Source organism: Wolbachia endosymbiont of Zygogramma bicolorata (assembly GCF_051130665.1).
Classification (GTDB): domain Bacteria; phylum Pseudomonadota; class Alphaproteobacteria; order Rickettsiales; family Anaplasmataceae; genus Wolbachia.
In genome coordinates this window covers 834,940-851,351 of the sequence record NZ_CP149530.1, presented here as the reverse complement: position 1 = coordinate 851,351, position 16,412 = coordinate 834,940, and the positions used below count along the sequence as shown (strand labels likewise).

The 16,412-nt window shown below is 35.7% G+C and carries 12 protein-coding genes and 1 pseudogene; 6 read left to right on the top strand and 7 right to left on the bottom strand.

All coding sequences use genetic code 11. The annotated features are described in order from the left end of the window. Positions 1-614 precede the first annotated feature (614 nt). Positions 615-1,751, bottom strand: a complete 1,137-nt coding sequence (locus WKH12_RS04020; RefSeq protein ID WP_264736021.1) for a cysteine desulfurase family protein — start codon at positions 1,749-1,751, stop codon at positions 615-617. A 155-nt stretch (positions 1,752-1,906) separates the two neighbouring features. Here WKH12_RS04020 and WKH12_RS04015 point away from each other — a divergent pair, with 155 nt between their 5' ends. Then, complete coding sequence (locus WKH12_RS04015) at positions 1,907-2,605, top strand: alpha/beta hydrolase (RefSeq protein ID WP_434732068.1); 699 nt, start codon at positions 1,907-1,909, stop codon at positions 2,603-2,605. Between the two features lie 246 nt (positions 2,606-2,851). Here WKH12_RS04015 and WKH12_RS04010 read toward each other — a convergent pair whose 3' ends face one another. Next, positions 2,852-3,526 carry an ABC transporter ATP-binding protein gene (locus tag WKH12_RS04010; RefSeq protein ID WP_253309781.1) on the bottom strand — a complete coding sequence of 225 codons (675 nt, stop codon included), beginning with the start codon at positions 3,524-3,526 and terminating at the stop codon, positions 2,852-2,854. A 39-nt stretch (positions 3,527-3,565) separates the two neighbouring features. After that, positions 3,566-4,027, bottom strand: a complete 462-nt coding sequence (locus WKH12_RS04005) for a HesB/IscA family protein (RefSeq protein ID WP_253309915.1) — start codon at positions 4,025-4,027, stop codon at positions 3,566-3,568. Positions 4,028-4,074: 47 nt separating this feature from the next. Between WKH12_RS04005 and WKH12_RS04000 the strand changes: the two genes are divergently transcribed. Together WKH12_RS04000 and ribD are read left to right on the top strand one after the other, a co-directional pair. Further along, the gene (locus WKH12_RS04000) at positions 4,075-5,256 is read left to right on the top strand and encodes a deoxyguanosinetriphosphate triphosphohydrolase (RefSeq protein WP_341822954.1); all 1,182 of its coding nucleotides are present in this window, start codon (positions 4,075-4,077) and stop codon (positions 5,254-5,256) included. After that, the gene (gene ribD / locus WKH12_RS03995) at positions 5,256-6,506 is read left to right on the top strand and encodes a bifunctional diaminohydroxyphosphoribosylaminopyrimidine deaminase/5-amino-6-(5-phosphoribosylamino)uracil reductase RibD (protein ID WP_434732067.1); all 1,251 of its coding nucleotides are present in this window, start codon (positions 5,256-5,258) and stop codon (positions 6,504-6,506) included. The genes WKH12_RS04000 and ribD overlap by 1 nt, the downstream gene beginning before the upstream one ends. Positions 6,507-6,563: 57 nt before the next feature. Here the strand turns inward: ribD and WKH12_RS03990 are convergent, their stop codons facing one another. Beyond that, positions 6,564-7,292 (bottom strand): hypothetical protein, encoded by a 729-nt coding sequence (locus WKH12_RS03990; RefSeq protein ID WP_434732066.1) that lies wholly within the window; start codon positions 7,290-7,292, stop codon positions 6,564-6,566. Between the two features lie 133 nt (positions 7,293-7,425). Here WKH12_RS03990 and truB point away from each other — a divergent pair, with 133 nt between their 5' ends. The 3 genes from truB to pnp are packed head-to-tail and all read left to right on the top strand — an operon-like array spanning position 7,426 to position 10,934. Next, positions 7,426-8,361, top strand: a complete 936-nt coding sequence (gene truB, locus WKH12_RS03985; RefSeq protein ID WP_434732650.1) for a tRNA pseudouridine(55) synthase TruB — start codon at positions 7,426-7,428, stop codon at positions 8,359-8,361. Positions 8,362-8,373: 12 nt separating this feature from the next. After that, the gene (gene rpsO / locus WKH12_RS03980; RefSeq protein ID WP_006279944.1) at positions 8,374-8,646 is read left to right on the top strand and encodes a 30S ribosomal protein S15; all 273 of its coding nucleotides are present in this window, start codon (positions 8,374-8,376) and stop codon (positions 8,644-8,646) included. Positions 8,647-8,660: 14 nt separating this feature from the next. Continuing rightward, positions 8,661-10,934, top strand: coding sequence for a polyribonucleotide nucleotidyltransferase (gene pnp, locus WKH12_RS03975; protein ID WP_434732065.1), 2,274 nt, complete (start codon positions 8,661-8,663; stop codon positions 10,932-10,934). A 105-nt stretch (positions 10,935-11,039) separates the two neighbouring features. Here the strand turns inward: pnp and tnpC are convergent, their stop codons facing one another. The 3 genes and pseudogenes from tnpC to WKH12_RS03960 all read right to left on the bottom strand — a co-directional run bounded on the left by tnpC (position 11,040) and on the right by WKH12_RS03960 (position 16,173). After that, positions 11,040-12,395, bottom strand: a complete 1,356-nt coding sequence (gene tnpC, locus WKH12_RS03970) for an IS66 family transposase (RefSeq protein ID WP_434732010.1) — start codon at positions 12,393-12,395, stop codon at positions 11,040-11,042. Between the two features lie 162 nt (positions 12,396-12,557). Beyond that, a pseudogene (locus tag WKH12_RS03965) lies at positions 12,558-13,788 on the bottom strand (IS256 family transposase). Positions 13,789-14,241: 453 nt separating this feature from the next. Then, a complete protein-coding gene (locus WKH12_RS03960; RefSeq protein WP_434732064.1) occupies positions 14,242-16,173 on the bottom strand; it encodes an ankyrin repeat domain-containing protein in 1,932 nt (643 codons plus the stop codon). Positions 16,174-16,412: the final 239 nt, after the last annotated feature.

The following is a 16,412-nucleotide window of genomic DNA, read 5'->3' as shown; positions in this document are numbered from 1 at the left end:
TTATCCTATTGAATTCTATGATATTATTTTTGTAACATTGTCTAAAGTGCCCAGTGTCAAGCACTGGAATGACACCATTTCCGTGAATATTGCTCTTAATTTGTAACTAACCTAAGCCATAAATATTAAGAAATTTACCAAACGAAAAAAAAGGCAAAAGAAGCCCCGTTGGTGACTAGTTATTTATATGTACTTCAAAATATTGGCGTTTTTTATTCTAAACGCTACGATTCAGCCGCTTTTAAATGCGATTAACCTAAATTATAAATGTTAAGAAATTTACTGAGCGGAAAAAAAGGCAAAGAAACCCTAGAGTAGCTAGTATTCAAATTCTCCCTTGTCTATTTGACGTCTTTTACTGTCTTAAACGCTTTATAAGCGCGTTTCAGCTTATATAGGTAGAAACCTAGAAGTTTTATAAAGACATGAGGTGCACATAGTGCAAAAATTAAGCATGATTTACGCCAAATACATTAAGTTTTTTGTCATTAATCCACTGCAGAGATTGCGAAGATAAATAAATAGCTTCACTGTTATGATAAGGGGGCTGGCGAAGGGTGTCAAGTAAGTTTTTACATCTAATTTATAGCTCCCTGCATGATACCACGTATTATCTATACCAAGGTGTTCTTCTTGTAGATATTATACCAACAATCCACTATTTTTTTTATGTCTTGTGGTTTAGTTTCTGGACCTATACTGATTCTAATTGAACACTCTGCTTGCTCTTTTGTTGCCCCCATTGCAAGCAAAACATGGGAAGGCTCAACTTTTCCAGAAGAACATGCAGAACCATTACTAACTGCAATATGATTCAAGTCAAAATGCATGAGCTGCACATCACTCTTTACTTCTGGCATATAAATAAAACTTGTGTTTGGCAGCCTCTTAGAGTTTTTACCGAAGATTCTTATATCACTGGCAAGATTTAATAATTCACACTCTAATTGATCACGTAGCTCCTTTACTTCATCCATTTTTGATAGAAGGTCTGGAATATTTTGCAGTGCAGCAGAAAGGCCTGCAATCGCAACAATATTTTCCGTACCACCACGAAATCCCTTCTCTTGTCCACCACCTATTATAATAGGTTCTATCGCAAGTTCTTTATTGAATATTAAAACTCCACTGCCTGCTACACCGCCAAATTTATGGGCGGATAAAGTGAGTAAATCCACTCCTAAATCTTCCATATTAACTTTAATTTTCCCAACACTTTGAGCAGTGTCAGTGTGGCAAATTGCTCCAAATTTGTGTGCTATTTCAGCTATTTCCTTAACAGGCTGAATAACTCCGGTTTCGTTATTTGCCATCATAACTGAAACTATTGCTTTGTTTCCTTTAAGTTCGCTTAGAATTTTTTCTAGCTCTAAAAAGTCAACAATGCCCTCCTGATTAACGGGTATTATATATGGATTACATGCAGAATTAAGAATTGAAGGATGCTCTATAGCTGAAATTACATGCAGATAGCCTGCTATTCCTCTCATAACAAGGTTATTCGCTTCAGTCGCACCAGACGTAAAAACTATTTCTTTATCACTTGGAACACCAAGAGCATCACGTATGTTATCTCTTGCATCCTGAAGAATCTTCCTCGCTTCTTGTCCTCTTTTATGTAGTGATGATGGATTGAGCGTTTGTTTTAACAAGACCTCAAATATACTTTTTTTTACATTCTCACTAATTGGAGCAGTTGCATTGTAATCAGCATATACGTAACCACTATTTTCTAAAGAGAATGGACTCATCTGTCACTTAAATAAGTTTACCATCAACTATAGCCATAACTATGTACGTTAGCTTTAACACGATAAAAAATTTATTGCAAAAACAGCGAAATTAATACATAATTAATAATTCATGTCATCAATACCTGTCAAGCAGGTTTTTATTAGGAGTTACCGTGGTAGAAGTTTTTTTGAATAATGCAACAAGAAAGATAGAAGGTGAATACCACCAAAGCAAAGATACCAACGCGCCGGTTGTGCTGGTTTTACATCATCACCCTCAATATGGTGGTAATATGGGTAGTAAAATTGTACATGGTATATATACGTCTTTTATCAATAACAATTTTTCTGCATTGAAAATTAACTTTCGTGGTGTGGGAAAATCTACCGGAACTTTTGATAAGGGTATAGGAGAATTAACTGACGCTGCGGTAGCTATTGATTGGCTTCAGGAACATAATCCTAGCAACGTTCCAATTTGGATCGCTGGTTTTTCTTTTGGAGCATGGGTGGCTATGCAGCTAACAATCCGTCGCCCTGAGATAGTGGGTTTTATTGCTCTTTCTCTTCCGGTAACTAAGTACGATTTTTCTTTTCTTTCTCCCTGTCCAGTTTCTGGGCTTATAATACAAAGCAGTAACGATAAAATCTCAGAAGAAAGCGATGTAACAGAATTAGCAAAAAGGTTAATAAATTCAGTAAAAAGTGATCACATGAAATACCATATAATAGACGATACTAATCACTTTCTAAGGGATAAAGAAGAGGAAGTGACTCAAATCGTAGATGGTTATATAAAACTGCGCTTAAACAGTGCAGCTATTTCTTCTCAAAAGGTCAAAAAAGAGGTAAGGGTAAAAGAATATGCCTAACCTTTACAAACAAGAGAAATGAGTGTAGTAATATAAATGAAAAGGTTTTGTTATGTTTAAAAAGCTATTATTTTTTGTTTTAGCTGTGTTTATGTTATCGGGGTGTTCCCTAAGTAAACAGCGTAAGTTAAAAAGTCCGTGTATAAAAAGCAATGAAAGCGTTTCATGCGAGTTGTACTCTGTTAATGATCATTGGTTAGATAAGTATAAGGCATAGGTAGTTTTAAATTGTGCTATTTTTCCTATTCACAACTTCACTAATGATCGATCTCTCAATTGGAAAATGCAGTCTGCCTTTTCTGCAAGGAGATGATTGTGCGTTACTATAAGCATAGAGCTGTTATTTTCCTTTACGTATGAATGTAGCAGTAAAAACACGTTAAAAGAATTTGTTGGATCTAAATTTCCTGTTGGCTCATCTGCAAGTAAAAGCTTTGGAGAATTTACAATGCTTCTTGCAATTGCAACTCTCTGCCTTTCCCCACCCGAAACTTCAGATACCATGCTACTTGCTTTGTTTTCCAGACCAAATTTTTCCAACATTGCTTGCGAATTTTTTTTTGCTTCAGCTTTGCTTTTTCCTGCAATAAGTTGAGGAAGCATAATATTTTCCAACACCGATAACTCTTGTAACAAATAGTGAAATTGATAAACAAAACTAAGAAAATTTCTTCTTACATGGGTTTTATGCTTATTATTAGCTTGTGTGCAATTTATTCCATCTATCGTAACTATACCTGAAGTTGGCTTGTCCAACAAGCCTGCGATTTGCAATATAGTTGTTTTTCCTGCACCTGAATTGCCAATCAGCGCTACTACTTGCCCTCTTGTGACACTTAGGTTGATGTCTTTTACAACAGCAGAATTGTCCTTGAAGCTTTTATCTACAGAAGTTAGTTCTAGAGCTACATTATCACCCATGTTTAAAAGACCCAGAAGGCATCTAAATTTTGGTAATAATTAAACCGAAAAACTGTTACCACAACCACATTGAGACTTAGCAAGGGTATTCTTTATTTGAAAACCAGAACCACTGAGATCCTCAGTATAATCTATAACTGAGTTATTTAAAAATTTTGCTGAACAATTATCAACCATTAATACAGGGTTTCCATTTTCATCATTAATTACTATATCTTTACCTTTTTCGCTAAAATTGGAGTGGCTTCTATAGTCCTCGCTTTCTTCGTAGTCATCATCTTCGTCTTCGTCATCAAACTCATCATCGTAATCATCATCTTCATCATCCAAAGATAGATTTTTATTCATTTGATCCATAAGAAAATTGTATTTGAAGCCAGAACATCCACCGCCTGAAACTGCAACCCGCAAAACGGAACTCTTATCCCCTTCCTGCTCTGCAAGAAAGTGGATTTTTTTTAGTGCATTATCAGTTAAGTTGATGTTGTAATTTGTTGACATAGTAACCACCGTTTATTATTGATAATTTATTATAGTAGAAATTTTACATGTCAAACAATAATTTTCTATTAAGTTATGCATGCTTTCCAAGCAAAACAAAAGGGAGATACTTCAAAGAGCCAGAAGATGAGAATCGCAGCTGCTTTCAGCGTGATAGGGATCGCATTGTTCACTCTAATGCGTTTAGGAAATTGGGGTACAAAACACAAGTTTTTATCAATTACGAGCACGATTACTATCGCACTCGGCTGACTCATAGCCTTGAAGTTGCACAAATTGCAAGATCCATCGCACGCAGGCTCAGCTTAGATGAGGACATCACTGAATGCATAGCGCTTGCACATGACCTTGGTCATCCCCCATTTGGTCACACAGGTGAGGATGCTCTAGTTCAAGTTGATAGTGAGAAGTATGAGTTTGATCATAATGTTCAAGCTATAAGGATTTTAACTTATCTTGAACAAAAACATGCTGATTTTGATGGTATGAATCTAAGTTGGGAGGTGATTGAAGGGGTTGCAAAACATAATGGTCCCTTGCTTGGTCAAAACGCGGAGTCTTCTACAAATAATCAGCTGTTATTAAAATATAATGAAAAATATGATCTAAAACTTGAGGAATTTTCAAGCATTGAAGCGCAAGTTGCTTCAATTGCCGATGATATTGCTTACAGTGTTCACGATCTTGATGATGCACTCAGAGCAAATTTAGTAACCATCGAAGATTTGCTGAATGTTCCTTTAATTGAAAAAATGTTTAAAGACATAAGGAGCAGATATTCAGAATTACCTCAGAGCAAACTCATACATGAATCACTGAGTGGAACTATAGGAACTATGATAAGTGATGTTGTTTCTCAGACTGAAAGAAATATTGAAAATCACAAAATAAAAAGCGTAGAAGACGTAAGAAGTCTAAATAAAATGCTAGTCACATTTTCACCAGAAGTTGCGAATGCTACAAAAGAAATGAAAAGATTCAACATGGAGAAAATATACAGAAGCTATAAACTGAGTAGAACGATGAACAAAGCGAAACGCATAATACAGGAACTTTTTCAATGTTTTTATGAAAATCCAAGATTACTTCCTACAGAGTGGAGCAAACTTGCTTGTGAATCCCAGCGTTCAATAGTAATATGCGACTATATCTCGGGAATGACAGATAGATTTGCTATACATGAGCACAGGAGAATATTCGACACTTCATATGAAATGACTTCTTTCTAATGACTGATGATCATTTCATGTCAATTGCATTAAGGCTTGCAGAAAAAAATCTTGGGAATGTTGCGTCAAATCCTACTGTCGGGTGTGTTATTGTAAAAGATGGTATAATCATTGGTGAGGGATATACAGGAGTAGGTGGGCGCCCACATGCAGAAGTGGTTGCTTTGCAAAGTGCAGAAGGTTTAACCCATGGTGCAACTATGTATATCACGCTCGAGCCATGTTGCCACTTTGGAGTTACAGGACCATGTACTGCGGAAATCATAAGAGCTGGAATAAAAAGGGTAGTAATTGCAACTATTGACCCAGATAGCAGAGTTTCAGGTGGAGGCATTAAAGCTCTGAAAGAAGCAGGAATTGAAGTTGAGCAAGGTATTATGCACAAAGAGGCAGAAGAACTGAATGTCGGTTTTTTCACCACTAAAGAATTTCATAGACCATTTATAGCTTGCAAAATTGCAACAACTCTTGACGGAAAAATCGCAACATTTACAGGCGATAGCAAATGGATAACAAGTGAAGATACGAGAAATTGGGTGCATGAGCTCAGAGCAAAATATGATGCAATTATGATTGGCAGCAATACTCTTATTAACGATAATCCACTCTTAACTTGCAGATTACCAGGACTTGAAAATAGATCGCCAATAAGGCTAATTATTGATAGCCAGGAAAAATTGCAGGAAGAGCATAATATTGCAAAGACTGCAGATAAAGTAATAACTTGGGTGATTACAAACAGAGAAATAGAGAGAAAAATAAAAAACATTAATTATTTGATAGTCAATTCAAATCACAAACCTCCTGTTATTCCAGATGTCACCCCAACACACTCTCCTGTCATTCTAACGCCTTCTCCTGTCATCCCAGTGCCCAGACACTGGGATCCAGAAAACTTCAAGCAATTGCATAATGAAAACTGGATTCCAGCGTCACGCGCTGGAATGACATCGGAGCCTGACATTATCGATAAAGTCTGCCTAAAAGACATGGCATCAAAACTTGTTTCAGAAATTGGCATAACAAGGTTATTAGTTGAAGGTGGAGGAGTGTTAATCACAGAGCTACTGAAGCATAGTTTAATCGACAGGCTGATAATCTGCCGCAGTGGTAAAATTTTAGGTAATGATGCCATCCCCTTTATAGGGAATTTAGGAATTCAATCCATCAACAACTGTTACCAATTTAAAAAAGTAGAGATAATAGAGTTTAATAAGGATGTAGTTGAGATGTGGGATAGATTACCGTAACTCTTCTCAAATGAAAAAAAAGAGGCAGAACCACCTCTACCTCTTCTTTCATTAACTTTAAACTTTTTTAGCGTTTGATATAGCATTTTCTAATGCAACATCTGCTAAGTTAGTTGCTATTTTATCTTTTAAAGCTTCGAAATCTTCATTACTCACCGCAACTTTTAATGGCTGAGAATCAGTAGTTATACCTAACTCTTCTTTCATGTCAGCAACAGTTGTTTTTTCAGCAACTTTAGTTATTTGCGCCTTATATTCAGTAGCATTATTTTCAGGAACTACGTGTGCAAGCTTAACAACTTTCCCATTTGCTAATAATATGTGAACTGGTTCATTATTTTTTGCTAGTTCTTCGTAATCAGCAATTGGAAGTGTCAGGAATAATTGCTGAACATCGTTATCGCCTTCTTGTTTAACTGTTTCTTCAACAATCGTACCACTCTTTAGCACATTTTTGACAAGAGTAGCAAAGTTTGCATCTTTACCATCCTTACCATCCTTACCATTTGTACCGTTCACTCCTATTTCTTCATTCTTCTGCATTTGCTGATATGAAGCATAAGCTGCTGCGGCAAAATATACAGCGGCAATAAATAGAACTGCAATTCCAGCAGGGCTAGCAACAAGTGCTAAAGATGCAGGTCCAGCAATTACTTTAGTAGCAATTAATATTGCCGTTATTGCTCCCGCTAAAGATGCAAGTGCAACTAAACCTTCAATACTCATTTTTGTTATATGTGCAGTGTTTTCCCACTTCAATATGCTTTTATTTGTATTTATAGTCATAATAGTCCCCTTAAAAAGATTAAGTATGTGTTAATAGATGCATGTTAGTCAAGCTATTTTTTACATTATTATTTAAAGTATATATTTCAAGCTGCTTCCTAAACTGTCATCAGCTGTATATAATTCACATATGATACACGGCTGGCTGAATCTCGATAAACCAATAGGAATTAGTTCTGCACAAGCTGTAACCCAAGTTAAAAAGATCTTTGGAATTAAGAAAGCTGGTCATCTGGGAACACTTGATCCTTTAGCTTCAGGTGTGTTGCCAATTGCTCTTGGCGAGGCAACAAAAACTATACCGTATTTATCTTGTGACTTAAAGGCATACGATTTTACAATAAAATGGGGCGAACAAAGAACAACGGATGATTTGGGTGGTGATATCATTAGAACTAGCGATATAAAACCCGAATATAATCAAATAAATTGTGCAATTAAAAATTTTATTGGTGAGATCAAGCAGACTCCTCCTCAATTTTCAGCAATAAAAATTAAAGGAGCAAGGGCGTATAAATTGGCAAGAAGTGGGCAAAAGGTAAATATAAAACCCCGACAAGTCAAAATACATGAGCTGAAATTGATATCTGTGGACACCATAAATAATAGTGCAAATTTTTCTATGATGTGCGGTAGTGGTGTATATGTGAGATCAATTGCTCGGGATCTTGGCATTGCATTAAATTGTTTTGGACACATTACGAAATTAAGAAGAACTATGGTAGGTGACTTTAGAGAAAACGAATCAGTGACAATTGAACAGCTCGCTGAAAGAAACACAATAACTTACTCTCCGATAACAAAAGGTGATACTGGAGTAATAGAAGGTACAGGGAGTAATGCAAAAAGTTTCATCATTCCCATTGAATCGGCTTTAAAATCGATGTTCAAAATTGAAATTTCCCCAGAAGATGCGGGGAAAATCAGAAAAGGTCAGGAAGTTGTATTAAATAACTTGCGTAATTTAAAGAATTATGATATTTGTTGTACGATAGTGGGTAGTGTACCTATTGCAATCTGCAGTTTTATTTATGGTTGTGTGAAACCTATTCGTGTTTTTAATATTTAAAATGAGGTTTAGATGTCGATAACATCCGAAAAGAAAAAGAGTTTGATAAATATATATGCGATTAAAGAGGATGATACAGGTTCATCTTTTGTACAATGTGCAATTTTGACCGAGAGGATCAGTAACTTAACTGAGCATTTTAAAGTGCACAAGCATGACCATCACTCTAAGCGTGGTTTACTTATATTGATAGGTAGAAGACGCAAGCACTTAAATTATATAAAGCGTAAATTTGGTAATGAAGCCTACCAGGAATTAATAGAGAAGTTAGGCATTAGAAAATAATCGAGGAATTTAGTATGTTTAAAATTATAAAAAAATCTATAGAGTGGGGTGGTCGTGCCTTATCTTTAGAAACAGGAAAAATAGCACGCCAAGCTCATGGTTCAGTAGTTGTAAATTACGGCGATACTTCTGTTTTAGTAACTGTTGTACGTAAAAAGAAGGAAGAAAGCGTTGATTTCCTACCTTTAAATGTGCAGTTTATCGCAAAAAGCTATGCCATGGGTAAGATCCCTGGTGGTTTTTTTAAAAGAGAAGGCAAGCCATCTGATAGAGAAACTTTAATCTCAAGAGTAATAGATAGGAGTGTAAGGCCACTCTTTCCGGAAGGATTTCATGATGAAATTAGTGTGGTGTGTAATCTATTAACTTATGATACAGTCAATCCTCCTGAAGTGCCAGCATTGATTGGTGCTGTTGCAGCTCTTGCGGTTTCTGGTGTTCCTTTTCACTTTACTATAGCTGGAGTGATAGTTGGTTGTGATGAAAATAATAACTATATACTCAACCCTTCTGTTCAAGAGATGAAAGCAAGCAGCTTGGATCTGTTTTTGTCTGGTGATGAAAATTCGATTTTAATGGTTGAGTCAGAAGTGAAAGAGCTCTCTGAAGAAAATGTTTTTAATGCAATAAAATTTGGCCATGAACACCTTAAACCTGTCATTAAGCTCATAAAAGAGTTTGCTGATACAGTTGGCAATGAGCCTGAAAGCTTTGCTCCTGTTGATACATCAGATATAACACAAGAGCTCGAAAAATACGGTAAAGATTTTGAAAAAGCATATTCGCAAACAGTAAAACAAGAGCGAGTTCAAGCTCTAGAAGCGGTCAGAGAGAATATATTGAATACTCTTAAAGAGACTGGAAAAGATGAAAAGTTAATTACGTATGCAGTAAAAAACTTTGAAAGATCTTTAGTACGTGAAATAATTAGGAAGAAAGGTGTAAGGATAGACGGTCGTAAGCATGATGAGATACGTCAGATAGAAGTTGAAGTTGATATTCTGTCCAGAACTCACGGTTCTGCGCTGTTTACAAGAGGCAACACTCAGGCATTGGTTGTTACTGCTCTTGGTACTACTCAAGATGAGCAAATTGTGGATGATATTGAAGGGGATAGACGTGAGCATTTCATGTTGCATTATAACTTTCCCTCATTTGCTGTTGGAGAAACTTCTGCTGCACGTGCACCAGGAAGAAGAGAAATCGGTCATGGCAAACTTGCTTGGAAAGCAATTCATCCTGTTTTACCCGATAAATCTGAATTTCCTTATACAATAAGAGTAGTATCCGAAATTTTGGAGTCTGATGGTTCTTCTTCTATGGCAACAGTTTGTGGGACTTCTCTTGCTTTAATGGATACGGGTGTGCCAATAAAGGCCCCTGTTGCTGGAATTGCTATGGGCCTTATTAAAGATAAAGACGAGTATGTGATACTTTCCGATATATTGGGTGATGAAGATTATCTTGGTGATATGGACTTTAAAGTAGTAGGAACTAGTGAAGGGGTTACGGCACTACAAATGGATATGAAAATTTCTGGTATAAGCTTTGAAATTGTTGAAAAATCTTTAGAACAGGCAAAAGCTGGAAGATTACATATTTTAGAAAAAATGAATGCAGTGATTTCAGAACACAGTGATGACGTCAAAGACCATGCACCAAGGATGTTATCATTTTACATAGATAAAGACAAAATTTCTGCAGCTATTGGTGCTAAAGGAAAAAATATACGCAGTGTGTGTGAAAGAAGTAATGCAAAAATTGAAATAGGAGATGATGGTAAAGTTTCTGTTTTTGCCACGAGTGGCACTGAAGCTGAAATTGCAAAGAGTATGATGATTGATTCAATAACAGAACTAGAACAAGGTTCTATAGTTGATGTCAAAGTTGTAAAAATAGAGAAGTCTATTGTAGAGCTTGAATTTCTTAATGGCAGAAAAGGAAAAATGCACATAAGTGAAGTAGCTAATGAACACATAGATTCTATAGAGAGCATACTTAAACAAGATGATACTTTCAAAGCACTAGTAATTGACTTCGAAAAAGGTGGATGTCCAAAGTTGTCAAGACGTCGAGTTGATCAAGAGACGGGAGAGTTTTTTGAAGGTGAGCTTTACAACGAGGAAAGGAAAGATGGTCCAAATGACAGGGATAATTATTACAATAATTCATTTAATAGAAAACCTGGAGGAAGTTACCATAAGAAGCCTTCTCGTCCTCGTTCTGGTTTCAGCAACAGAAATAAGCCGAAATTTGGTAATAATGATTCATCATCAGGCTTTTATTAAAAGTAAACTTCTTGCGTTAGCTCTTGTCATCCAAGTAGCTTGACTACTTGGACCAGAGACTTTTTCAAAGTAACCGTTCACGGATTGTGAGAATGAATTAAAGAACTAAGCAGTGACAGCTACTAGATTCTGTAGCTTTTGAAAGGGGTTCTGGCCATTGAGACGTGATGTCAAAAATATCGACAACATTCTTTCCACGAATCTTTCTCCACGTTCTGACCAGGTGAAAAAGCTGTTTTTACGATAAATTACGTACCGTCTAATTTGCCGTTCTGCAAGGTTATTAGTTGTTTCTATCACTTCAGGTTTTCTTAAAAACTTCCACATCATATCCTCAGATCGTAACATCTTAGCGGCCATTCTTGAAGCTTGAGTGCTATTTGCAACCCTCGTCATTTTACGTAAAAAATGTTTTACCCTTTTCCGAATTTTTCGCACCAGTCGATAAAATCTCAAATTATCTATCAAATTTTGTTTTTTTGCCTTATCTACTACAAACACCTTATTGCTGAGCGATTTTAGTGCTTGGCCAATTTTGCTCACTTCAACATTTTTACTATGGGCAAATCTCTCAAAATCTCTTGCCAGATGTGCCCAACATATCTGTCTATTTTCACGATTGAAGTAATTGTATACAGCGTATCTATCGCTCACAAATATACCATCATATTCTGGCAGTAAACTCTTCAACACCTTCTTACCACGAGACTCGCTTACCTTCAGAAGTGTCAACGCTTTGTTTGTTATTACCCAACTCCAGCCTCTCTTTCCTTGATTTCTGTGCCCTGTTTCGTCTATATGCAAATACTCGCTTCCTTGCAACTCTTCCTTCATTTTCTCATATTCAGATGCACACTTCTTCGATACCCTGCGTTCAGTATTTGAGACTAAACCAAGGCTTATATTTAGATTAAAAATACTGCCCAAAATTTGCTGTACCTCTCTTTTTGAGTTAATAAAAAAGCCGCTAAGGCTGCTTATAACTGTTTTAGCATTGGGTCCTAGAAAATCTCTTGCAACACCTTCGGGTAAATTTGCTGTAATTCTTTTATTACATACTCTACAATGTCCTCTTTGCAACCTGTACTCAGTTACAATTGGCTTAATTTCTGGCAACTCTGCCTTCTGATGAATAATTTCATCTTCTAAAGTAATCTTACCTCCACACATACAAATTGTATCAATTGTGCATCTCACTACCTCGTCTGCAGCCATTAATTCACGCTTATGCACCTTATGTCCTGGCTGACCTCCTGGTTTTTTATCACTTTTCTTTTTTGCTTTCTTACGATATATATCTCGTGATGGTGGCAGCGATGAATTTTGCGAATTTAAGCCCAATTTGTCTTCTAATTCAACTATTTTTGCTTTCAAGCTATCATTTTCTCTGATCAGTGCTTTTATTTCTTCCTTGAGATTAGCGTTTTCTGCTACAACCTTTTCTTGCAGCACTGTTGTCATTTACCCATTCCATATTTAGCTTCCTATCTCTTTACACTTTTATACTTACTTTGTAAACCACCTTATCTCCGTGAACGGTTACTAAATTATAGAAGTTTATATTTAAATAATAATCTTTAACTTTTTTGGGGAGTGTTAAATAAACTGTGTCAAACCGCATTTTTAGTTCAACTCAATTTTCAATCTGCCAGGAAAGAAAACATCAAGTTGAGAGATAGTTAAAGCCCAATCATGTACAGGCATCGTCCACTTTTCCTCTGCCTTCTTTATAGCACAATATACCTGCTTATACAAGGCATTTATGCTGGTAAATGAGCCTTTGGTCTTAGTGAATTTCCTAATTTGCCTATGTAGCCCCTCTATGGGATTGGTGGTGTAGATTATCCTCCTAACTGGACCAGAATACTTAAAATAACCAGACAAGTTTTCCCAATTATTCTGCCAAGATTTTATAACCATAGGGTACTTTGTGCCCCATTTTTCATCCAATTCCAACAGATAATTCTCGGCAATTTCCTTGCTTGAAGCTTGATATACCTTCTTTAAATCGCTCAAAAAACTCTTCGCATCTTTACTGGCCACATACTTCAGTGAGTTGCGTATCTGATGCACTATACACATCTGCACTTCCGCATTAGGAAAGACACTGTTTATAGCTGCAGGAAAGCTTTTCAGCCCATCAACGCAGGCAATAAGGATATCTTCTACTCCTCTTTCTTTGAGGTCATTTAGCACTCCCAACCAGAAGTTAGCTCCTTCACTTTCAGCCAAATAAAAACCTAATACTTCTTTTCTGCCATTTTGATTTATACCCAATATATTATACATGCATTTACTTATGCAATGTCCGTCCTCCTTGACCTTAAAAAACCATGAACACTATTGGATATACAGACTGCAATGGACGACTGCGCCATTCGTTGATTACTGGCAGTAATTTGTCAGTGATATTGGATATTTCTGCTGCAGATATTTTGTGGTCATACATCTCCTCTACATGCGATGCTATGTCCCTATACCCCATGCCACTAGCGTATGTGCTTAAAACCTTTGCTTCAAGTTCCGGATGTAGGCTTGTTTGCCTTTTTTTCACTATTTGCGGTTCAAAACTTCCTTCTCTGTCTCTTGGCGTCAATAGTTCAAATGAACCTGCGCTTGTCTTCAAAGTCTTGCCATTCCTCCCGTTTCTACGATTATTTTCTTCACTTCCAGCAGATAAATGATGTTCTATTTCACCCTCTAGACTAGCTTCAAGCAGCCTTTTTATAAATGGCGTTAATGCACCATCTCTTCCCATCAGTGGCCTACCTTCTCGTATAGACGACAGGATGTTTGTTTCTAATTCTTTGTAATCTACCAATCCAGTAGTTCTATTTGCTATTTTTTGACTCATGTCAAACCTCCATTTTTTATATCAATTTATTACTTTTTTTCGGCTTGACACACTTTTTTGAACATTCCCTTAAAAAAGGTTATTGCAAAAGGAGCTACTACAAAGAGCCACACAAAAAGATGTTGAAATTGATACAGAAGAGCAAATAAATGTTACAAAATCAATTATGCGAAAATATCAATATAAATGATGAAGATTTTGGCATATTAGATGCAACAGCGGTAGAAGATGTATCCAATTTTAGCTGCATATTTTAATAGTAGATCTGGAGAGAAATTCTGTAAAAGGCGGCTCAGCCAATTGTATGTTCCATATCCTCATTTTGTAGCCAGCTTAAAAACAATATAAAAGAGTATTCTTAAAAGATCATAGACATTGGTACGAACTCCTTAATCTATAAATTACAGTAGTTTATATTTAAATAATAATCTTCAACTTTTTTAGCAAATTAATCTACCTAGAAACTTCTCTCCTAGGATCAGAAGTCCTTCTTAACTCTTCACGTTCTGTCCATTTGTTGTTAGACTCGGTTATTACCTCAGGGCGCATTAATCCACCAGCTCTTTCAAAGTACCCATTTTCAATAGCATCATAAACCCAATCTTCACCAAGTGCGCAATCATTACCTAATTCTTCTTTTCGATCTTTGAATTTTTCTAATATTTCCTCTCTATTACTCACTTTTACTATAATTTTGCTTTTATCCTGTATGTCAGGATACAGTCTAACATCTACATTTCCCAAACTAGTATAGAAGGTTAATACTATATCGCTGCCTTCTGTAAGATCTGTGTAATACCTTATTCCACCTTCGGTTTGAATTTCTACTTCACTACTACCGATCTTTACTATATTTCTTCCACACTTTACATCTCCATCGGTTAGACCTAAATCCCTTGCCCCATCTGTTATCTTTATAATGTCTATTTTACTATCTTTAGAATATTCTAAGTAAAAAACGGAATTGTCTACTCTTGCATCTTTTAGCTCGCTATTGGTTGCACTTTTTGCGATTTCAATAAACTTATGAGAATTGCTAATATAATCTCTATAAGCTTTTTTTAGGTTAGTTTTATGCTCTTTAAATTCTGATGTCAGTGTGTTAGCATCAACTGTATTACCAAACACTGCCCCTTTTGATACTAATTGACATATTATATTACTAGCAACTTTAGGATTTTTTTCTAATTCACTGATTTTTTTCATCACATAATCGGTAAAAGTGTACTCATTACCTGAAAAGAAATCTTGTGAAAGAGAATAGTTTAATCGTACACCAGACTTTATAGCATCGTTTACAATCTTTTCAAGTTCAGCCATATTTTGAGCCTGAAACACCTTATCAGAAAACTCATTTAACTTTTCCTTTTGATTTGAGGTTAAATTAACGAGTAATTTACTGACCTGTCCTTTCTTTTGCTGACGATAAATAATATTTTTATCATAATCTAATGCTCCTGCTTCTAGAAATATTTTTCTTAACTCTTGAGCAAGATCTTCATTATCCCAAGCAAAACGATCAACATACGAAAACACTTTTGATTCACCCATTCCTTGCCGAATATTTAGCACCACTTTTAGGTCTGAATCTCTTTTATGCTTACTTAAAAACTCCTTTAAATTTTTAGTGCAGTCTGAATCACACACAAGTAAGTCATACAATTCCTTATTCATCTTTTTCTGTTTATCAGTTAAAAATAATTCTTCTATATTATAGCAGAGTTTATTAGTTGCTATTTGTTGTGGAGTTTTGCCCTTTCTACTTGTTATATTAGGTTTAGCTCCTTTCAAAAGAAGAGAGTTTGCATTATCGTGGTGACCTTTGGCAGCAGCAAGGTATAATGGTGTTTTTCCTTTATTATCTTGTATGTTAGGATCTGCGCCTGCTTCTAAGAGTAAATCTATAGCCTGATTTCCTGTGCGACGAAATCCACCAATATTTGCTCCTGCAATCGCATGCAATACTGTTGATTGAGATTCTCCTCTTCTTAGGTTAAGAATTACTTTTAAATCTTTATTGTTTTTATTATCATGTAAAAATTCTTCAAGGGGCTCAGTATTATCAAATGAACCACAGTTAGAAGCTAAGCATTTTAGAGCACTAAGTAACTTTTTGTTTAAATTTTTTTGACTTGGTGTAAGATCATGATCTAGAGAAAACCAAACACAAATCTGTTCACTTAATCCAAGTTTGCTATCTATCAAAGATGATGGTTCATTATAGTTTCTAACTGATGGTAAATCTCCTGAGTACCACATATCATTCATCAGCTCATTTAATAAATGTTCTTTAGATGATAGATGTTCTATAATGGATTCATATTCAATATCAGATAGTTCTGGTTTGGATTTTGGTTTTAGTTGATTGATGATAGATTTTATCATCCCAGTAGACTCACCCATACTTATCCCTTAAGCTAATATATATGATATATTGTATGCGATATATAATATTAAGTCAATAACCATAATCTTTTTACTACTCACGTCGTTAAGCTTTTGTTAAGTTTTTATGGTGAGTAACAATGGAGTATATAGAGAGGTTAAAAGTTGCTTATGACTCCAAGTTTTAGCCAGTTTTACTATAGATCAACAAAATTGAGAAGCACTAGCGATATTTAATA